At 54.1% G+C, this 19,072-nt stretch carries 16 protein-coding genes, 1 other RNA gene and 1 other annotated feature; of the genes, 11 read left to right on the top strand and 6 right to left on the bottom strand.

Annotation, left to right across the window (positions count from 1 at the left end; all coding sequences use genetic code 11):
* Positions 1 to 48 precede the first annotated feature (48 nt).
* The 5 genes from rplA (at position 49) to FD38_RS06185 (ending at position 5,493) form a co-directional block, all read left to right on the top strand.
* Entirely contained in the window at positions 49 to 747 is a 699-nt protein-coding gene (gene rplA / locus FD38_RS06205; protein WP_057732367.1) for a 50S ribosomal protein L1, read from the top strand.
* A gap of 69 nt (positions 748 to 816) precedes the next feature.
* Positions 817 to 945: a sequence feature (ribosomal protein L10 leader region), on the top strand.
* A gap of 24 nt (positions 946 to 969) precedes the next feature.
* A complete protein-coding gene (gene rplJ, locus FD38_RS06200) occupies positions 970 to 1,476 on the top strand; it encodes a 50S ribosomal protein L10 (protein ID WP_057732366.1) in 507 nt (168 codons plus the stop codon).
* Between the two features lie 61 nt (positions 1,477 to 1,537).
* The gene (gene rplL, locus FD38_RS06195) at positions 1,538 to 1,903 is read left to right on the top strand and encodes a 50S ribosomal protein L7/L12 (RefSeq protein WP_024747613.1); all 366 of its coding nucleotides are present in this window, start codon (positions 1,538 to 1,540) and stop codon (positions 1,901 to 1,903) included.
* A 295-nt stretch (positions 1,904 to 2,198) separates the two neighbouring features.
* Positions 2,199 to 4,817, top strand: coding sequence for a bifunctional lysylphosphatidylglycerol flippase/synthetase MprF (gene mprF / locus FD38_RS06190; protein WP_083485293.1), 2,619 nt, complete (start codon positions 2,199 to 2,201; stop codon positions 4,815 to 4,817).
* Positions 4,818 to 4,953: 136 nt separating this feature from the next.
* The gene (locus FD38_RS06185) at positions 4,954 to 5,493 is read left to right on the top strand and encodes a YbhB/YbcL family Raf kinase inhibitor-like protein (protein WP_057732363.1); all 540 of its coding nucleotides are present in this window, start codon (positions 4,954 to 4,956) and stop codon (positions 5,491 to 5,493) included.
* 45 nt (positions 5,494 to 5,538) lie between these two features.
* Here FD38_RS06185 and FD38_RS06180 read toward each other — a convergent pair whose 3' ends face one another.
* Positions 5,539 to 6,117, bottom strand: a complete 579-nt coding sequence (locus FD38_RS06180) for an LOG family protein (protein ID WP_057732361.1) — start codon at positions 6,115 to 6,117, stop codon at positions 5,539 to 5,541.
* Positions 6,118 to 6,179: 62 nt separating this feature from the next.
* The gene (locus tag FD38_RS06175; protein ID WP_057732360.1) at positions 6,180 to 7,118 is read right to left on the bottom strand and encodes a LysR family transcriptional regulator; all 939 of its coding nucleotides are present in this window, start codon (positions 7,116 to 7,118) and stop codon (positions 6,180 to 6,182) included.
* A gap of 141 nt (positions 7,119 to 7,259) precedes the next feature.
* Between FD38_RS06175 and metE the strand changes: the two genes are divergently transcribed.
* Positions 7,260 to 9,521, top strand: coding sequence for a 5-methyltetrahydropteroyltriglutamate--homocysteine S-methyltransferase (gene metE, locus FD38_RS06170; RefSeq protein WP_057732358.1), 2,262 nt, complete (start codon positions 7,260 to 7,262; stop codon positions 9,519 to 9,521).
* Positions 9,522 to 9,524: 3 nt separating this feature from the next.
* On the top strand, positions 9,525 to 10,388 hold the full coding sequence (metF, locus tag FD38_RS06165) for a methylenetetrahydrofolate reductase [NAD(P)H] (RefSeq protein WP_057732356.1): 864 nt from the start codon (positions 9,525 to 9,527) through the stop codon (positions 10,386 to 10,388).
* 71 nt (positions 10,389 to 10,459) lie between these two features.
* On the opposite strand, the gene nrdF is transcribed toward metF, so the two are convergent.
* The 3 genes from nrdF to FD38_RS06150 form a co-directional block, all read right to left on the bottom strand.
* Positions 10,460 to 11,458, bottom strand: a complete 999-nt coding sequence (nrdF, locus tag FD38_RS06160; protein WP_057732399.1) for a class 1b ribonucleoside-diphosphate reductase subunit beta — start codon at positions 11,456 to 11,458, stop codon at positions 10,460 to 10,462.
* A gap of 30 nt (positions 11,459 to 11,488) precedes the next feature.
* Positions 11,489 to 13,654: a class 1b ribonucleoside-diphosphate reductase subunit alpha gene (nrdE, locus tag FD38_RS06155; RefSeq protein WP_057732354.1), complete on the bottom strand. Its 2,166-nt coding sequence runs from the start codon at positions 13,652 to 13,654 to the stop codon at positions 11,489 to 11,491.
* A 94-nt stretch (positions 13,655 to 13,748) separates the two neighbouring features.
* Positions 13,749 to 13,976, bottom strand: coding sequence for a redoxin NrdH (locus FD38_RS06150; RefSeq protein WP_057732352.1), 228 nt, complete (start codon positions 13,974 to 13,976; stop codon positions 13,749 to 13,751).
* Between the two features lie 199 nt (positions 13,977 to 14,175).
* On the opposite strand from FD38_RS06150, the gene FD38_RS06145 reads away from it, so the two are divergent.
* From FD38_RS06145 to ffs, 3 genes are all read left to right on the top strand, one after another.
* A complete protein-coding gene (locus tag FD38_RS06145; protein ID WP_057732350.1) occupies positions 14,176 to 14,781 on the top strand; it encodes a class I SAM-dependent methyltransferase in 606 nt (201 codons plus the stop codon).
* Between the two features lie 26 nt (positions 14,782 to 14,807).
* Entirely contained in the window at positions 14,808 to 15,347 is a 540-nt protein-coding gene (gene tadA, locus FD38_RS06140; protein ID WP_057732348.1) for a tRNA adenosine(34) deaminase TadA, read from the top strand.
* 22 nt (positions 15,348 to 15,369) lie between these two features.
* An RNA gene (gene ffs / locus FD38_RS12585) (signal recognition particle sRNA small type) lies at positions 15,370 to 15,456 on the top strand.
* Between the two features lie 345 nt (positions 15,457 to 15,801).
* Here the strand turns inward: ffs and FD38_RS06135 are convergent.
* Positions 15,802 to 16,977 carry a helix-turn-helix domain-containing protein gene (locus FD38_RS06135; protein WP_057732346.1) on the bottom strand — a complete coding sequence of 392 codons (1,176 nt, stop codon included), beginning with the start codon at positions 16,975 to 16,977 and terminating at the stop codon, positions 15,802 to 15,804.
* A gap of 164 nt (positions 16,978 to 17,141) precedes the next feature.
* Between FD38_RS06135 and uidA the strand changes: the two genes are divergently transcribed.
* Positions 17,142 to 18,941 carry a beta-glucuronidase gene (gene uidA, locus FD38_RS06130; RefSeq protein WP_057732345.1) on the top strand — a complete coding sequence of 600 codons (1,800 nt, stop codon included), beginning with the start codon at positions 17,142 to 17,144 and terminating at the stop codon, positions 18,939 to 18,941.
* Positions 18,942 to 19,072 lie beyond the last annotated feature (131 nt).

The following is a 19,072-nucleotide window of genomic DNA, read 5'->3' as shown; positions in this document are numbered from 1 at the left end:
GGGAGGTTTATCCGTTACAACCACATTTGCAAGGAGGAATACACAAACATGGCTCACAAACGAGGTAAAAAGTATCAAGACGCTGCTAAGCAGGTTGAAGCCGGTAAGGTTTACGCTGCTAACGACGCCGTTGATTTAGTAAAGAAGATTGATTTCGCTAAGTTCGACGCAACTGTTGAAATTGCGTTCAAGCTTAACGTAGACACTAAGCAAGCCGATCAACAATTACGTGGTGCCTTAGTCCTGCCTAACGGTACGGGTAAGGAAACGACGGTGATCGTCTTCGCTAAGGGTGACCAAGCTAAGGCTGCGGAAGCTGCCGGTGCTGACGTTGTCGGTGAACAAGACTTGGTTGAACGTATCCAAGACGGCTGGTTAGACTTTGACGTTGCTATTGCAACGCCAGACATGATGGCCCAAGTTGGTCGTTTAGGTCGGGTCTTAGGTCCTAAGGGCTTAATGCCAAACCCTAAGACGGGTACGGTTACGATGAACGTCACCAAGGCCGTTTCCGACGCTAAGAACGGGCAAGTTACTTACCGGACTGACCGGGATGGTAACGTGGCTGTTCCTGTCGGCAAGGTTTCCTTTGACGCTGACAAGTTAGTTGGTAACTTGAAGTCCATCGCTGAAACGATTGTTCGTGCCCGTCCAGCTTCTGTTCGGGGGACTTACGTCCAACACGTCTCCATCGCTTCAACGTTCGGCCCAAGTGTCGACGTTGACTTGGCTACTTTAGTAGACTAAGTTCATTTGGAATCAAAAAAATCCCTCATCAATGGTTGACACGTGTGTTGACATATTGTATGCTATTGAAGTTGTGAAATAGATCTACCTAAGACTCAGGTGACGAATTCGTCTCAAACTAGCCTGCCGAGGAAGAAGTTTATTATTGAACTTTTAACTCTCTATGTCTGGGTGGCATGGGGATTTTTTTATCCCACCAAACTACTCTGGGAGGTGAACAATTTGAGTGAACAAGCTATTGCTGTTAAAGCAAAGAAGGTTGATGACGTCGTTGAAAAGTTCAACGCCGCCACCAGCGCAATCGTAGTTGACTACCGTGGGTTAACGGTTGAACAAGTCACTGACTTACGGAAGCAATTACGTGATGCAGGCGTTCAAATGAGCGTCATCAAGAACAAAATCTTGACGCGGGCAGCGGAAAAGGCAGGTTACGGCGACTTAAACGATGTTTTTGCTGGCCCTACTGCCGTTGCGTTTTCTAACGAAGACCCAATCGCCCCAGCTAAGATTTTGAAGAAGTTCTCCGATAGCGTTGATGCCTTGGAAATCAAGGGTGGTTACATCGAAGACAAGATCATGTCCGTTGATGAAATCAACGTTTACGCTACCTTGCCTAGTCGTGAAGACTTGCTCTCCATGCTGGCTAGCGAACTTCAAGCTCCTATCCGTAACGTGGCTTACGCAATTAAGGCCGTTGCTGAAAAGGGCGATGATGGTGAAGCCGCATAAGCGACTCCCGTTATCACTAGTAACATAAAATATAAAAACCCAATTATTGGAGGAAAATAACATGGCTTTTGATAAAGATGCTATCATTGCTTCTCTTAAAGAAGCATCCATTACTGACCTTAACGACCTTGTTAAGGCTATCGAAGACGAATTTGGCGTTTCTGCTGCTGCCCCAGTTGCTGCAGCCGGTGCCGCTGGCGGCGACGCTGCTGCCAAGGACTCATTCGATGTTGAATTGACTGAATCCGGTGACGCTAAGGTTAAGGCTATCAAGGCTGTTCGTGAAATCACTGGCCTTGGTTTGAAGGACGCTAAGGGTCTTGTTGACAACGTACCATCCGTCATCAAGGAAGGCGTTTCCGAAGACGAAGCTAACGACATCAAGGAAAAGCTTGAAGCCGTTGGTGGTGTCGTAACTCTTAAGTAGTTACAACCAACTCGTTAATAAATAACGGTGTTCCCCTTGCGGGAGCACCGTTTTTTTGTATACTGAGTTGAATCCTGGAAACGACGCTAAGGGATTGTGGCCAGTAATTTAAAAAGTGGCTTCACTGGTAAATAAACCGTTAAACCGGGAGACGGTGCGGTGGATCAGCCGGTTTTTTGGTATACTTAACCCAATTAACACCATAAAGTGACACAACCAACTTCGGGACAAACGGGGAAAAGCGTTGGCTTTTAAGCCCGGAGTTTAGATAATAAAGGGGGAAATTGTTTTGGGGGTGACAAGTGTGTGGCAACGACTCCAAGTGTGGATTCAAAAACGACTGACCTTAATCAAGGGTGTTTTTCTGCTGTCCGTTCTCTTGTTAGTGATTCGCGAATTAGGGCGGATCGGTCATGAAATTAGTGGGGCGCAATTACGGGCGGCCCTGGGAAATTTGGACGTGAACACCAGTATCTTGTTAGCCGTGGTGGGCTTCATCGCGGTCTTACCAATGCTGGTCTATGATTTCACGATTGTGGAATTTTTACCGGGTCATTTCTCCACTGGCTACATTATTCGTAGCGGGTGGGTGACCAATACGTTTACCAACCTTGCCGGCATGGGCGGGTTGTTAGGCGCCAGCCTGCGGGCCAACTTTTATTCGGCGTCGGCGACTAAGAAGCAGGTGCTGTACGCGATTTCTAAGATTGCATTGTTCCTGTTGGCCGGGTTGTCGCTATCCTGTTGGGTGGCGTTGGTCATGCTGTTTGGCTTTGATATCGGCACACCATACCGGGGCTATTGGTTCTGGCTACTGGGTGGGGGCCTGTACTTTCCGGTCCTGTTTCTCTTCACGCGCTTTAACGACGGCGAGTTCTTTCAGGACCTGACCTGGACGCGGGAACTGCGGTTGATCATCGGCTCCAGTTTGGAATGGGGGAGCTGTGCGCTCTTCTTCCTGTTGATTGGCTGGGCGTTACGCTTGCCGCTAGACTTTGCGGCGGTCTTCCCGATGTTCGTGGTGGCCTCCGTCGCCGGAGTGGTCTCGATGATTCCCGGGGGCTTAGGGTCCTTCGACGTCTTCATGATCTTTGGCCTGGGTCTGTTGGGAGTCGGCCGGGCCGATGCCGTGGGCTGGTTGCTGCTCTATCGGCTCTTCTACTACCTGCTGCCGTTCTGTGTGGGGGTCGGGCTGTTCGTTCACGACGCCGGCCACCGGTTAAATCGTTTCTTAGCGGGACTGCCCGTGGCGATTCTGCGCCGGGGAGCCCACCTCTTCGTGGTTACCTTTATGTACTTCTCCGGGGTCATGATGTTGCTATACGCGACGATTCCGGATGTGGTCTTGGCGAACCGGTTATACATGCGGTTGATCCCGTTCATGTTCTACTTTCTCAGTCAGGTCACCAACCTGATCATGGCCTTCCTGTTGATTGGGTTGGCCCGGGGCGTGGGGTCGCGCGTGGCCCGGTCGTTTTGGCCGACTCTGGTGGTCTTGCTGCTGGCAATTGGCAACACGCTGTGGCGGGAAAACTTTCCGGGGGGCTTAGCCGCTCTGCTGGGGTTGGTCCTGATTTGCCTGATTTTTGCCAAACCGGAACTGTCGCGGCAGAGTTTTCATTACTCGTGGGGCGGCTTGTTAACGGACGGTAGCATCTACGTGGTGACCTTCGTCCTGTACACGGTCCTGGGGTTCCTGGCGCGCAATCCTCACCGGCGCCCACAGTTCCTACAGGCCTGGTTACCGCCGTCAACGCAGGTTTGGCTGAACGGCTTGGGTGGATTATTGATTGCCCTGGTCATTCTGCTGACCATCAACCGGTATCTTTCGGCGCCCCAGGTGGCCTGGCTGAAGCAGCCGTTTGACGCCCAGCGCGTCCGTAACCTGATCATCAAGTACGGGGGCAACGAGGTCAGCCATTTGGCGTTTCTCCAGGATAAACGAACGTTCTTTTATCAAGAAAATGGTGAAGACCAGCTGATGATCCTGTTCCGCCAAAAGGCCGATAAGCTGCTGGTCATGGGGGAACCGATCGGCAATCAAGAAGCCCTGTTGCCGGCGTTACAGACGTTTATGCGCGACGCCGACCGGGCCGGATTGCGGCCGGTCTTCTACGAGATCAGCGAAGAGTTGACCCTGCGGCTACACGAAATGGGTTTTGACTTCATCAAGGTCGGCGAAGAGGGGCACGTGGATCTGACCACCTTCAGTCTGGCCGGTAAACCGCACCGTGGGGAACGGGCGCTGGTCAATAAATTCAAACGCGAGGGTTACGAATTTAAGCTCCTTCAACCACCGTTGAGTGACGCACAGTACCAGGAACTTAAAGCCATCTCCGATTCTTGGCTGGGTGACGAGGCCGAGAAGAGTTTTTCGATGGGCTTCTTTAACCGCGACTACCTGAACGAAGCGCCGATTGCGGTGATGACCGACGCGCAGGGCAAGATGGTGGCCTTTGCCAACCTGATGCCGACTGGGGACCGTAAGATGACATCGATCGACCTGATGCGCAGTAGCCACGACGCGCCGTCTGGCATCATGGACGGGCTGTTCGTGTATTTGTTCCTGACCTGTCGGGAACAGGGCTACACCAGCTTTAATTTGGGCATGGCGCCCCTGGCTAACGTGGGGGTCTCCGAGTTTAGTTTCATTGAAGAACGGGTGGCCCACTTGATTTATGAATACGGGTCGAACTTTTACAGCTTCCAGGGACTCCGGGCCTATAAGGAAAAATACGTATCAGTCTGGCAACCCAAGTACCTGGCCTACCGTCGCCGTGAATCGTTGATCTTTACCATGTTACAGCTCATGCAGGTCATCAACCGACCGGGCATGGGGGAAAAGGCCAAGTTCCTGCCACGGTGGTTGGATCACTGGCTGGTTGACGAGGTCGACTGGGAAAACCGGGAGTAACCCTTAAAATTAAGATGTTTAGCCATAAAACACGGTGTTCTCGGTGAGGACACCGTGTTTTGGCGTGGTCAGGATTGACTTTTGGTCTCATGACGTTCATATTACGGACAGTATCCTTGAGAAGGAGTGATTTTCCATGCAACTTGAGTTTCCCTTTACGGGGTCGGTCATTCCCGACCAGTACGGTGACCACATTCCGACCGCCGAAAAATTGCACGGTCTCAACCAGGTTTCGTTGCCTTTTAAGGTGACGGAGATTCCGGCTAACGCGGTGGTGCTAGCCGGGACGTTGGTCGACTACGATACCGTTTCGTTCGTGGGCTTTCCCTGGTTACACTGGGTGTTTACCGACGTGCCGGTCCACGGTCAGACGGTGACGTTTGCCACGGATGCCAGTCGCCGGGCCACGTTTGCCCAGGGCTTGAATAGCTTACATTCGCCGTTTCAACGCCTACGACAACCCGATTGGCCGTTATTGAAGGAACGAAAGAACCTCGAAAGCCATTACGCGGGTCCCCGGCCGGTCAGTGGGGTCCACACGTATCGCCTGACGGTCTACGCGTTAAGCCAACCTACGAACCTGAGTAATGGTTTTTTGCAGGGCGACCTGATGGCCTTACTCGACGAGCGACTCTTGGCGGTGGCGGGCCGGAATTTAACGTATGCCAAAGCTTAAACAAACGAGGTTGCCCCAAAAACTTAAGGGGCAACCTCGTTTGCTTTAGTTCGTGTATTTATAAGGTAGTTGATGGTGGAAACTATCGAATTGCGCAAAGATGTCGTCGATGGTATTGGCATCGATAAATAAATCCATGTTGGCTTGCGGCGCGAATCCCTGGTCACAACAGGTCTGCATCATTTCCACTAGGCTATCGAAGTAGTGGTTGATGTTGAACAACGCGATGGGTTTTTGGTGGACGTTGAGCTGACTCCAAGACAGCATGGTGGTGAATTCCTCGAAGGTCCCGAAACCACCGGGTAAGACGATAAAGGCGTCGGCTTGGCGCAACATTTCGTCCTTGCGTTCGTCCATGGTGGCAGTCTCAATGAGCTTGGTGACGTTCGTTTCGGCCAGGTCCATTTGTTTGAGGAAGGTCGGAATGATGCCGATGACCTCGCCGCCGGCCGCCATGGTCGATTCGGCGATGGTGCCCATCAGGCCTTCCTTCCCGCCACCGTAGACCACTGGGTGGTGGTGGGCGGCCAGGTAGTGCCCTAAGGCCTCGGTTTGTTGCTTAAAGGCGGGATCCAGCCCGTGGTTGGACCCGCAAAAGACACAGACATTTTTGATCGTTGGCATGTGAAGAACCCCCGTTTGACTAGAATATTTTCATTATACCCCAATTAGGGGGACCGGGTGAGCTAGCGGGGAGCGTCTTCTCCGATAATGGCGAACCCGTACCCGCGAATGTGGGCCTTAAGCATGGTCAGGTAGGCCTGCGCCAGGGGACTCAGCTCGATTTGGCGGTGCTTGAGCCAGCCCAGCGTCATCGCGTCGTCGACTGCCAGCGGAATGGCCACGATTTTGTCGTCGTTGAGTTGGCTACTGATGATTCCCGAGCTGATGGTGTAGCCGTTCAGGCCGACCATCAGGTTGAAGATGGTCGCCCGGTCACTGACCTGGATGGTCTTCTGCCGGTCGAGGGTGCTGAGGATTTCCTCGGAGAAATAAAACGAGTGGTTGTCTCCCTGTTCGTAAGACAAGTAGGGGTAGTCGGTCAGGTCGGCTAAGGTGACCACTTTCTTTTGGGTCAACGGATTCTGCCGCCCCACGAAGACGTGTGGTTTCGCGGTGAAGAGCGGGGTGAAGACCAGGTCCTGTTCCTTGAATAATTTTTGCATGACCTGGCGATTAAAGGAATTGAGGTATAAGATGCCGAGTTCGCTCTTGAAACTGGTCAGGTCGCTTAAGATGTTGCGGGTCTCCGTTTCCCGTAACGTAAAGTGGTATTCGTCGGCCTGTACCGTCTTCAAGAGGTCGACGAAGGCGTGGACCACGAAGGCGTAGTGTTGGGCCGATACGGAGAAGGCCTGCTTGCGGAGCGGCTGCTTGGCGTAACGCCCCTCCAACAGGCGGACCTGGTCCAAGACTTGGCGGGCGTAGACCATGAATTCCCGGCCGTCATCGGTCAGGGTCACGCCGAGTTTACTACGAAACAGGATTTGGATGCCCATTTCTCGCTCCAGGTCCTTGATGGCGCTGGAGAGGCTGGGCTGGGTCAGATAGAGTTGCTTGGCGGCTTCGTTGATCGAGCCGGTTTTAACGATGGTTTCCAGATAAGTGAGTTGTTGGATCCGCATGGGGTGCCTCCTAAGTATTTCCTTTATTATAAATCTTCTTATAGCGAGAAACTATAACGGGTTCTTAATTTTAAGCGTTAGCCAATTAGCCGGGCCGGTGGTAGTTTAGAACTAAGCCATAACCGTTGAGGGGGATTTTAAATGACAACATCAATCATCGGTTTTCCACGCATTGGGGAGAACCGCGAACTTAAATTTAACACCGAAAAATACTGGCGGCACCAACTGACCGCCGAACAACTCCAGCAAGCCGCCCACGACCTGCGCGTAAAACACTGGCAACTGATCAAGGAAGCGGGCATCGATGGGATTCCCAGCAACGACTTCTCGTTTTTTGACACCACGTTAGACACCGCCACGTTATTCAACGTGGTGCCCGCGGCGGTCAAGACACTAGACCTGTCGTCGCTGGACCGCTACTTCGCGTTAGCCCGGGGGTATCAGGGCGACCACGGGGACATCAAGGCGTTACCCATGAAGAAGTGGTACAACACCAACTACCATTACCTGGTGCCGCAATTTACGGCGACGACACGGGTCAAGTTGGTGGGAACTAAGATTTTTGACGAGTACCAAGAGGCCCGAGACGCGGGCATCCAGACGCGCCCGGTCATCGTGGGGCCGTTCACGTTTTTGAGCCTGAGTGAATTTCACGATTGTCAACCAGCAGACTTTGTGACCGACCTGGTTGCGGCCTACCAAGCGGTCTTTGCCAAGCTGGCTGCGCAGGGCGCCGAGTGGATTCAACTCGACGAACCCGAACTGGTCAAGGACGTGACCGGAAAACGGCGCGAATTGTTTACTGCCATTTATGACCAGTTACTGGCCGCAAAGTCCGGCCTGAAGGTGCTGGTACAGACTTACTTTGGCGACGTGCGCGACGTGTATACCGACCTGATCCACTTACCCATTGAAGGCCTAGGACTAGACTTTCACGAGGGACGCCAAACCGCGCAACTGGTGCAATCCGGGTTTCCGGCGGATAAGACCTTGTTTGCGGGCGTGGTCAACGGTAAGAATATCTGGCGCAACCATTACGCGCAAACGTTGGCCCTGTTGAAGACGTTACCGGTTCAGCACCTGGTGATTTCGACGTCGTGTTCGCTGCTTCACGTGCCGTTTACGGTGGCTAACGAGGCCTTTCCCGACCAGGTCAAACAACATTTTGCCTTTGCCACGGAAAAGTTGGGCGAATTGACCGACTTACAGGCCAGCTTGACGGACCCCACCACACCCGCGTTAGCGCGCAACCAAGCGTTGTTTGCCCAGCCGCGGGTGCAACCCAATCCGCAGGTCCACGACCGCATCGCTAAGTTGACCGCCGATTCATTCGTCCGGCACCCGGCCTTAGCCCAGCGCGCGCAGATCCAGCAAGCCGAATTTCACCTGCCACTCTTACCGACCACCACGATTGGCTCGTTTCCCCAGACCAGAGAGGTCAAACGGACCCGGGCGCGGTTCCGTAAGCACGAGATTTCGCAGGCCGACTACGACCACTTCATTGGAGAACACATCAAGGAGTGGCTCAAGTGGCAAGAAGACATTGGCCTGGACGTGTTGGTCCACGGCGAATTCGAACGGAACGACATGGTCGAATACTTCGGCCAACACCTAGACGGCTACCTGTTCAGTCAAAACGGGTGGGTCCAATCCTACGGGACCCGTGGGGTCAAACCACCCATCATCTGGGGGGATGTGGCGCGCAAGCACCCAATCACGGTCAAGTGGTCGACCTTCGCCCAGCGGCAAACGACTAAGCTGGTCAAGGGGATGCTGACCGGGCCGGTGACGATTCTGAACTGGTCGTTTCCCCGCGAGGATATTTCGCAGCGCGAGTCGACGATTCAGATCGCCCTGGCCATTCAAGACGAAGTCCTCGATTTGGAACGAAACGGAATCAAAATCATTCAAATTGACGAGGCCGCGTTACGGGAAAAGTTGCCGTTGCGGCAATCCGACTGGTACAGCGAATACCTCGATTGGGCCGTGCCCGCCTTTCGGTTGGTCCACAGTCAGGTTAAACCGGAAACCCAGATTCACACTCACATGTGCTATTCCGAGTTCACCGACATCATCCCGGCCATTCAGGACCTTGATGCCGACGTGATTTCGTTTGAGGCGTCGCGGTCGAACCTAGAAATTCTCGACGCGTTACAAAAGGAACACTTCCAACTTCAAGTAGGGCCGGGGGTCTACGACATTCATTCGCCCCGAATTCCTTCGGTGGCCGAAATCACGACCACGATTCACCAGATTTTGGCGAAGGTCCCCGAACAAAAGGTCTGGATCAATCCCGACTGTGGGCTAAAGACCCGGGGCATCACCGAAGCCAAGGCCAGTGTGGAACATTTGACCGCCGCGGCGCAAGCAGTTCGGGCCGAACTAACGGCAAAGGGGGACTAAGCGATGGACCCAGCCAAACCAGAATTATCGTTTGAGGTCTTTCCGCCCAGTTCACCGGCGGGAACGGCGAAACTCACGCAGACGCTGGCCCAACTGAAGGGCATCGCCCCCAGCTTCGTCAGTGTGACCTGTAGTAATCACCAACTGAACTACGAACAAAGTACCATTTCGTTGGCCCAAGCCGTTCACCGGGACCTCCGGTGTGCGACCATGGTCCACATGCCGGCGGCCTACGTGACGAAGGCGCAGGTGCGGCAGATCCTCGACCAGCTCGAGGCCGCCCACATCCAGCAGGTGTTAGCGCTACGCGGCGACTTGGACGGCGCGGCGCCGGAAACGGACTTCACCCACGCCAGCGACCTGGTCCGGTTTATCAAACGGGTCAAACCGCAGTTTCGGGTGACCGGGGCCTGCTACCCCGAGGTCCATCCGGATTCCCCGGACCGGGTCGCCGATATCCGAAACCTGAAGGCTAAGGTTGATGCGGGGTGTGACCAGCTGATCACCCAGCTCTTCTACGACAATGCCCAGTTCTATCGGTTTCGAGAAGCCTGTGCGATTGCCGGCATCACCGTGCCGATTCTGGCGGGTATCATGCCGATTACCAACCGCCAACAGGCCCTCCACGTGGTCCAGAATTGTGCGGCTAGTCTGCCCCCGAAATTCAAAGCAATTCTGGATAAGTACCGGGATAATCCGGTGACGTTACGGGAAGCCGGCTTGGCCTACGCGGTGGATCAGATTGTCGATCTGGTCACCCATGACGTGGCGGGGATTCACCTGTACACGTTGAATCAGGCGGCAACGGCGCAACACATCTACGACAACACGGCGTCTTTATTTGCCCCGGTGACGGTGGCAGATTAACTCACTCCCGTCTAAAAAATGGCCCCGCTTAAGCAACTGTGCTTAGGCGGGGCCATTTAGTCATGGTGTGATTATTTTTGTTGTGGATCTTCCGGGTCGTCCGGTTCGCCAATCTGGTAATCGCTGTCGTTCATGGCTTCTACGTTCCCTAACAGGTAACCGTTACCGACCTGCGAGAAGAAGTCGTGGTTGGCCGTGGAGGTCGAAATCCCGTTCATCACGATCGGGTTCACGTCTTCGGCCGTGTCTGGGAAGAGGGGATCTTGTCCCAGGTTCATCAGCGCCTTGTTCGCGTTGTAGCGAATGAAGGTCAGGACTTCTTCGGTCCAGCCGACTTGGTCGTACATCAGGTGGGTGTACTTTTCTTCGTTAGCGTAGAGCTTGTACAAGAAATCGTACATCCAGTCCTTCATGGCCTGTTGTTCGTTGTCGCCCAGTTCCTTCATGCCTAACTGGAACTTGTAGCCGATGTAGGTGCCGTGGACGGATTCGTCCCGCAGAATCAACTTGATGATCTCGGCCACGTTGGCGAGCTTGTTGTGCCCCAGGTAGTACAGCGGCGTGAAGAAGCCGGAGTAGAACAGGAAGGTTTCCAGAAAGACGCTGGAGATTTTTTTCTTCAGGGGATGTTCGTCGTCGTGGTAGAGTGTGTAAATCCGCTTGGTCTTATTCTGCAAGAACTCTTCGGTATCGCTCCAGTTGAAGATTTCGTCGATCTCGTCCGGCGTGTTCAACGTCGAGAAGATGGTCGAGTAACTCTTGGCGTGGACGGATTCCATGAATTGAATGTTGTTGAGGACCGCCGTTTCGTGCGGGGTCCGCACGTCTCGCCGCAGGGCCGCCATGCCGTCTTGGGACTGCAGGGTGTCCAGTAAAGTCAGCCCGCCGAAAACGTGCCCCACGACCCACTGGTGGTCGGTGTCTAAGGTCCGCCAGTCGTCCAAGTCGTTAGACACGGGGATCCGGGTGTCGAGCCAGAATTGTTCGGTCAGTTTTTCCCAGGTCGCCTTGTCGATCTCGTCGGACACGGCGTTCCAGTTAATCGCTTCGTAGTTACCGTCTTGATTCATTGCTGCCATAGTTTGCACTCCTTTACCGTCCTAGATAACACAACTTTCACATTGGTTGGCGCCGACTTCGTTGTTGTCGTCGGTAAACGTCCGCACGTAGTAGATCGATTTGATGCCCTTACGGTAAGCGTAGTTCCGCAGGATACTGAGGTCCCGCGTGGTCATCTTGTCGGTCCGGCCGTTCTTCCATTCGTACAGGCCGGCGGGAATCGTGGACCGCATGAATAACGTGAGGCTCATCCCTTGGTCCACGTGCTTTTGAGCAGCCGCGTAGACGTCGATGACCCGGCGCATGTCGGTATCGTAGGCCGACTTGTAGTACGGCATGGTGTCGTTACTCAGGTACGGTGCCGGGTAATAGATCTTCCCAATCTTCTTTTCCTGCCGTTCTTCGATCCGGTTGATGATTGGGTGCAGGCTGGCCGTGGTGTCATTGATGTAGGAAATCGACCCGTTGGGAGCGACGGCCATGCGGTTCTGGTGATACAACCCGTCACGCATGACGTCGGCCTTGAGTTGGGCCCAGTCTGCAGGCGACGGTAACCAAACATCACTAAAGAGGCCTTGAACCTTGGCGTTATCCGGCCGCCAGTCGTGTTCCGTATAGCGGTCGAAGTAGGAGCCGTCGGCGTATTTGCTGGCTTCGAAGTTGTGGAAGGTCTCGTGCCGTTCCTTGGCAATCTGGTTGGAGGCCTTTAACGTCCAGTAGTTCAGTAACATGAAGTAGACGCTGGTAAAGGCGATGCTATCTTTGGAACCGTACATCATGTGGTTCTTGGCAAAGTAGCTGTGCAGTCCCATGGCACCCAGGCCAATGGTGTGGGCCAGCTGGTTACCGTGTTGGATGGACGGTACCACGTCGATGTCGGAATGGTCGGTCACGAAGGTCAACGCCCGAACCATGGTTTCCACGGAGTGCCCGAAGTCGGGGGAGGCCATCAGGTTAACGATGTTGGTCGACCCCAGGTTGCAGGAAATGTCCGTCCCCAGCTTTTCGTATTCTTGCTTATTGTCGTAGGTAGTTGGCGTTTGGACCTGCATGATTTCGGAACACAGGTTACTCATCACGATGCGGCCCTGAATGGGGTTCTCGCGGTTAGCCGTGTCGATGTTGACGATGTAGGGGTAACCGGATTCTTGTTGCAGCTTACCGATTTCCGTTTCCAGTTCCCGGGCCTTGAGCCGTTTCTTGTGAATGTCCGGATTGGCGACCATCTTATCGTATTCGGCGGTGATGTCCACGTAAGAGAACGGTTTGCCGTAGATCCGTTCGACGTCGTACGGGCTGAACAGGTACATGTCGGCGTCTTGTTCACAGAGTTGGTAGAACTTGTCGGGGACCGTGACCCCGAGCGATAAGGTCTTCAGCCGAATCTTTTCGTCGGCGTTTTCCTTCTTAGCGCCCAAAAAGGCGATGATGTCGGGATGGAAAACGCTCAGGTAGACCACGCCGGCCCCCTGACGTTGCCCCAGTTGGTTAGAGTAGGAGAAGCTGTCTTCGAGGAGCTTCATCACGGGCACGACCCCGGAAGCGGCGCCTTCGATGTGCTTGATCGGGTCACCGGCCCCTCGTAGGTTGGACAGGCTGATGCCGACCCCACCACCGATACGGGACAGTTGCAACGCAGAATTGATGGTCCGCCCGATGGTGTTCATGTCGTCGGTGGATTGGATCAAAAAGCAGGAGACTAATTCGCCACGCCGGGCCCGGCCAGCGTTTAAGAAGCTGGGGGTGGCTGGTTGGTAGCGCTGATGAACGATTTCGTCGGCCAAGTCGTGGGCCAATTGTTGGTCACCACCGGCAAAGTCAAGGGCGTTCATTGCCACGCGGTCGATGAAGTTTTCCAGGTAGTAGGCGTTGTCGTCGGTCTTTAAGGCGTATTGCGCGTAGAATTTGTACGCGGCCATAAAGGACTTGAAGTGGAAGTTTTGGGCCTTCAGGTAGGCGTAGAGGTCTTCGATGAAGCTCAACGGGTATTGGTTGATGACTTGCGGTTCCACGTAGTTCCCGGCGATCAGGTAGTCGAACCGGTCCTTTAAGGACGCGAAGGTCTTGGTGTTGGGTTCCACGTTTTCTTTGAGGAAGGCCTGTAAAGCTTCCTGATCCTTGTTCAACGGAATCTGGCCATCCACGGGGATGTTGATTTCGTTATTTAAATCGTAATAAGTGACGTCTTTGAGATCCTTAAGGCTCATAAAGCGCTCTTCCTTTCTCACACCAAATTTTAGTCAAAACAAAAGCGACGTCAGCCGAAACGACGTCGCCAAGACGGGGTTGTCGGAACGTTAATTAACCCGCAATTTGTTGCAGTTGGTCTGGCCGGAAGCCAAAAAAGGCCTTGTGCCCGGTGGCTTCTACGACCGGCAGCGATTGAAACCCTTGCGCCTTTAAGTAAGTGACATATTCGGGGTTTTGGTTAATATTACGTTCTTCGAAGGCCACGTTGTGTTCGGTTAGGAAACGCTTGGTCATCTTGCATTGCATACAGTTATTTTTGGAATAAATCGTTACTTTCATAGTTGCCACATCCTCTAAAATTTGTTTCTAATGTGTTTAGTGTACACCAGATTGGCGAAATTTCAATCGAAAAAAGCACCATATTTAGTGGTTGAAGGATACAATAACTACTAAATATAGTGCTTAGCGCGTTAATTTTATTTTATTTCCCACCAGTCCAAAAACTACGGTAAAATAAACCTAAAAGGTGGTCGAGAAAATGACTAATCACTATTATACACAAAATCCGGATGTTGTACACGAAGAACGCCACTGGCCGTTCACCCTATTAGGTAACGAATTGTTGTTTACCACCGACAACGGGGTCTTCTCGAAGGCGCGCGTAGATTATGGGTCCCGGGTGTTACTCGACGCGTTTAACGCCGATAAGACCCCGGCCGGCGACTGGTTGGATCTGGGCTGCGGCTACGGCCCAATCGGCTTGGCGCTGGCCAAAAAGTACCCGGACCGGCAAGTGACCATGGCCGACGTCAACGAATTGGCCCTGGCGTTAGCGCACCAAAACGCAACGGCGAACCAGATCGACAACGTGCAGATCGTCGAATCCGACCGGTACGCGGCTCTAGGCGAGACCAAGTACGCGGCCATTTTGACCAATCCACCGGTTCGGGCCGGGAAGGAAGTCGTGACCAGCATGTTAACGGACGCCGCGCAGCACCTCTTGCCCGGCGGGACGCTGACCGTGGTCCTGCAGAAGAAGCAGGGCGCGCCGTCGGCTAAGAAGCACATGACCGAGACGTTTGGTAATTGCCAGATCTTAAAGAAGGATAAGGGTTACTATATCTTGGAAAGTACGCAAAACTAACCTATGAAATTAGGAGGTGGGCGCGAATGCGACAAAAGGCTTATTCTGCGGCACAGCAATACTATATGGGAGAAGCGTTATTCGAAGCCGACCGCGCGGCTTGGATTGGGGAAGTGCCAATTGGTGCGGTGATCGTCCACGAGGGACGGATCATCGGTCGGGGGCACAACCTCCGCGAACACGCCAACGATGCGACTTTACACGCCGAGATTCGCGCCATCGAAGAGGCCTGTGCGACCTTAGGGAGTTGGCGGTTGGAAGATTGCCAACTCTACGTGACCATCGAGCCGTGTTTGATGTGTAGTGGGGCGATTATCAACTCCCGGATTCCCACGGTGTTTTACGGCGCCCGTGACCCCAAGGCGGGGGCGGTGGACAGTCTGTACAACACGCTGACGGATTCGCGGTTGAATCACACGGTCACGGTCTACGAGGGCTTAATGGCGAAGGCGGCCGGTGAACGACTGGTGACCTTTTTCAAGGAAGCCCGGCGCCGGCAAAAGGCGGCCAAGCAGGCCCGCAAAGCGGCGGCTGAAAAGTCGCTAGACACGTCTTCTAAATCATGATACACTAGTACTTGCCGTTAAGGCCTTGAAGCAAGGGTGGGCTCACGAATCGTGTCAGGTCCGGAAGGAAGCAGCACTAAGTCTGTTTCACTTTGTGCTTCAAGTTATTGAGCAATTAAGCACGTCCGTTCTCGAAAGGGAATGGACGTTTTTTGTATACAAGAGTGTGACGAAGGGCGTTTAGCCGGTAAGAGTGCGTCCAGGGGCGGTCAGCGGGTGAGCATTAAGACCACTAGGGGATTTATCCCCGGTCTTTGGGGATGAATTCACTAGTGGGGTTAAGCGGAACCCGTTGCCCCTGGCAAGCACGTTTCAGCTACGGTAGTGGATAAGCCAGGGATAGCCGCCAATGCGAGCAGGGTTAAGCGGAACCCGTTGCCCCTGGGAAGCACGTTTCAGCTACGGTAGTGGATAAGCCAGGGATAGCCGCCAACGCGAGCAGGACTAATCAACACTAGTCTCTCGGCTGAAACTGGGGATGTTTGCGGTAATCACTGGGCGTCTGGCCGGTCAGGGCTTTAAACTGCTTGGTCAAGCTGGCTAGGTCGGGAAAGCCGACTAAAAGGGCGATTTCCGTGACGGTCGTGGTGGTGTTGAGTAAATAAACCTGGGCGCTGTGAATTCGTTGCGCGTGAACAAAGGCGGTGAGCGTCTGACCGGTCTCGGCCTTAAACCGGCGAGAAAGATAGGTAGGGCTGGCATTCAGGGTCGTGGCGATGTCGTTGACCCGTAACGGGTGGCCGAGGTGCAGCTGAACGTAGTCGACCGCCCGTTTGATCAGGGGACTGTATCCCGTGGTGGCGTGATCCTTGACCAGTTGGGTGTAGTCCGTCAGCATGGCCACCGTTAGTTTTTTAAGCCCGGCGATGGTGTGCTGCTGTTCGACTAAACGAGCGTACTTCTCTGAGAGCCGGTCGAGGTAAGCGGGATGCACCCCGCCCTGACGTGCCGCGATGCGGTTGATGGTGTTACTGACCAGACACATGTTTTTACAGGAACGTAGGGGTTGGTTCGGTAGTCGATTTTGAAAGAGGGTCAAGGTGGCGGTCATGGGACGAAAATACTCACTGATTCCGGCCGTATCCCCAGCGCTAATAGTGGCCATGAGTTGGGCTTCCGTCCGATAATTTTGTTCAATTAACCGGGGCGAATCGATTGCCGGCAGGGGATTACTCAGGGTAGGCAGCGGGACCGTTAACGTTTGACAGGACGTGGTGAGGGGTGGGTAGTGCCATAGGGTCGCCACGACGGTCCCGGTCGCCTGGACCTCGGCGGCACTCAGCATGGGCAAGGCGTCGTAGAGTTGGGTCAGCTGATGTTGTTCGCTAACGGTCAGGTGGTTTTGGGCCAAAACCGTGGTGACGACCTGAGAGGTCAACGCGGTGGTGGTAAAGGGACCGACTACGCAAGTGCCATTCGTCAGGGGAACGATCAAGTAGCTGAGCCGCCAGCCGTCCGTGTAGTGGGTCAGGTGGGTGATGGTCGTGAGTTGGGGAAAATGGGGACGGTGAGGCGTGGTTCGCGCGGGATCATTGAGGCTCAAAAGCAGTTGGTCTTGGGTATCGTAACAACGCACATCGAGGCCAAGGGTGGTTTGGATGAGTCGCGCGGTGGTGGTAAGGGAAGACACAGGAAACACTCCAATCTTGGTACCGATTACATAAAGACACAATTTAACAAAATAACGCAGATTTTGACAAGCACCAACGAACTAAATTAGCTATAGTGTACCCATAACCGGTGGCCGGAACAAGTCAGCCACCGAAATCTAGACTTATTTGGAGGTTATCACCTATGCTTTATCCCACGACTACCCCGACTCGAACCGTCCTGGATCTCTCGGGACTTTGGAAATTCATGTTAGAGACCGAAGGCGCCCTGATTGACGCCACGGTGCCACTGCCGACCACGGACGTGATGGCGGTTCCCGCATCGTTTAACGACCAAAGCGCCCAACAAAAGGTCCGCGAACACGTGGGCTACGTCTGGTACGAAACGACCTTTAACGTAGCCGATTTTCTGCGGAACCAGCGGCTGGTCTTGCGGTTCGGTTCGGCGACCCACGAGGCCTGGGTCTATCTAAACGGCCAGGAGATCACCCATCACAAGGGCGGGTTCACGCCGTTTGAAGTCGCCATCAATGATCACCTGGTCGCCGGGGAAAACCGGTTGACGGTCAAGCTGAGTAACATGTTGGACTTTAGTAGCTTGCCGGTGGCCCACTACGACGAGACCCACGACGCCGACGGCAAATTAGTGCGGCACCTCGACGAAAACTTTGACTTCTTCAACTACGCGGGCCTGCAACGGCCGGTCAAAATTTACACCACGCCGCAGAGTTACGTGGCCGACGTGACCGTCGTGCCGGAAGTTGACTTGGCCCAGCACCAGGCCACCATCGATACGCGCGTGGCGACCCAGGGAGACGTCGACCGGGTGCGGGTCACGTTACTGGACGCGACCGGTCAAGCGGTAGCCACGGGCACCGGGAAACACACCCAATTGACGCTGCCACAAGTCCACTTATGGCAACCCCTCCACGCCTACCTGTACACGGCCCGGGTGGAAGCGTTGAAGAACGACCAAGTGGTGGACAGCTACGACGAACCGTTCGGTGTGCGTAAGATCGAAGTCACCAACGGCCAGTTCTTGTTTAACGGCGAACCGTTCTACTTCAAGGGCTTTGGGAAGCACGAAGACTCGGCCATCCACGGTCGCGGGTTGAACTTACCGGCGAACGTGCTGGACCTCAACTTGATGAAGAAGATGGGCGCTAACTCGTTTCGGACCTCACACTACCCGTATTCCGATGAAATGATGCGGTTGTGCGACCGGGAAGGGATCGTGGTGATCGATGAAGTTCCCGCGGTCGGCCTATTTGCGACCTTTGGGTTCGATCTGAGCGGTAAACAGGATAACACTTGGCAGGTCATGCGGACCGCACCGGCGCACCGACAGGCCATCCGCGAGATGATCGATCGCGACAAGAACCACGCTTGTGTGGTGATGTGGTCGATTGCTAACGAGGCCGCGAACTTCACGGACGGGGCTTACGAATACTTCAAGCCGCTGTTCGACCTGGCCCGTGAGCTTGATCCACAGAACCGGCCCTGCACCTACACCAGTATCATGATGACCACGGCCAAGACTGACAAGTGCATTTCGCTGGTCGACGTGATTGCGTTGAACCGGTACTACGGCTGGTACGTGGATACCGGGGATCTTGCCAAGGCCGAGACCGCCACGCGCGACGAATTGGCGCTTTACCAACAACTCTATCCGGATAAACCTATCATGTACACGGAATACGGGACCGACACGATTGCCGGGGTGCACAGTAACTACGGCGAACCGTTCTCCGAGGAATACCAGGAGGATTACTACCGGATGACCAGCAAGGTCTTCGATGAGTTTGACAACTTCGTGGGCGAACAACTCTGGAACTTTGCCGATTTCCAAACGAAATTTGGGATTCAGCGGGTCCAAGGGAACAAGAAGGGCATCTTCACCCGCGACCGCGAACCGAAGATGGTGGTGCGCTACCTGTCAGACCGCTGGAATGCTATTCCAAACTTAGGGTATAAACAAAAATAAGGTTAACGACTCGTTCTACGAAAGGTGTCCACCAGTGGCGACTGGTGGGCACCTTTGTTGTGCCGATTAACTTAATGGCGGACCGGTCGCTGGACTGTGACCACGGCTTAACGGTGCACCGACTCCTTAAT

It is taken from the genome of Levilactobacillus zymae DSM 19395 (assembly GCF_001434115.1).
Lineage (GTDB): Bacteria > Bacillota > Bacilli > Lactobacillales > Lactobacillaceae > Levilactobacillus > Levilactobacillus zymae.
The sequence above is the reverse complement of the archived record's forward strand: the minus strand, read 5'-3'. Positions and strand labels throughout refer to the sequence as shown.

What these genes read in the sequence shown, in the direction of transcription:
- rplA (WP_057732367.1), top strand. Translation starts at nt 49, where the DNA reads ATGGCTCACAAACGAGGTAAAAAGTATCAAGACGCTGCTAAGCAGGTT.
- rplL (WP_024747613.1), top strand. Translation starts at nt 1,538, where the DNA reads ATGGCTTTTGATAAAGATGCTATCATTGCTTCTCTTAAAGAAGCATCC.
- FD38_RS06185 (WP_057732363.1), top strand. Translation starts at nt 4,954, where the DNA reads ATGCAACTTGAGTTTCCCTTTACGGGGTCGGTCATTCCCGACCAGTAC.
- FD38_RS06180 (WP_057732361.1), bottom strand. Translation starts at nt 6,117, where the DNA reads ATGCCAACGATCAAAAATGTCTGTGTCTTTTGCGGGTCCAACCACGGG.
- FD38_RS06175 (WP_057732360.1), bottom strand. Translation starts at nt 7,118, where the DNA reads ATGCGGATCCAACAACTCACTTATCTGGAAACCATCGTTAAAACCGGC.
- metE (WP_057732358.1), top strand. Translation starts at nt 7,260, where the DNA reads ATGACAACATCAATCATCGGTTTTCCACGCATTGGGGAGAACCGCGAA.
- metF (WP_057732356.1), top strand. Translation starts at nt 9,525, where the DNA reads ATGGACCCAGCCAAACCAGAATTATCGTTTGAGGTCTTTCCGCCCAGT.
- nrdF (WP_057732399.1), bottom strand. Translation starts at nt 11,458, where the DNA reads ATGAATCAAGACGGTAACTACGAAGCGATTAACTGGAACGCCGTGTCC.
- nrdE (WP_057732354.1), bottom strand. Translation starts at nt 13,654, where the DNA reads ATGAGCCTTAAGGATCTCAAAGACGTCACTTATTACGATTTAAATAAC.
- FD38_RS06150 (WP_057732352.1), bottom strand. Translation starts at nt 13,976, where the DNA reads ATGAAAGTAACGATTTATTCCAAAAATAACTGTATGCAATGCAAGATG.
- FD38_RS06145 (WP_057732350.1), top strand. Translation starts at nt 14,176, where the DNA reads ATGACTAATCACTATTATACACAAAATCCGGATGTTGTACACGAAGAA.
- tadA (WP_057732348.1), top strand. Translation starts at nt 14,808, where the DNA reads ATGCGACAAAAGGCTTATTCTGCGGCACAGCAATACTATATGGGAGAA.
- uidA (WP_057732345.1), top strand. Translation starts at nt 17,142, where the DNA reads ATGCTTTATCCCACGACTACCCCGACTCGAACCGTCCTGGATCTCTCG.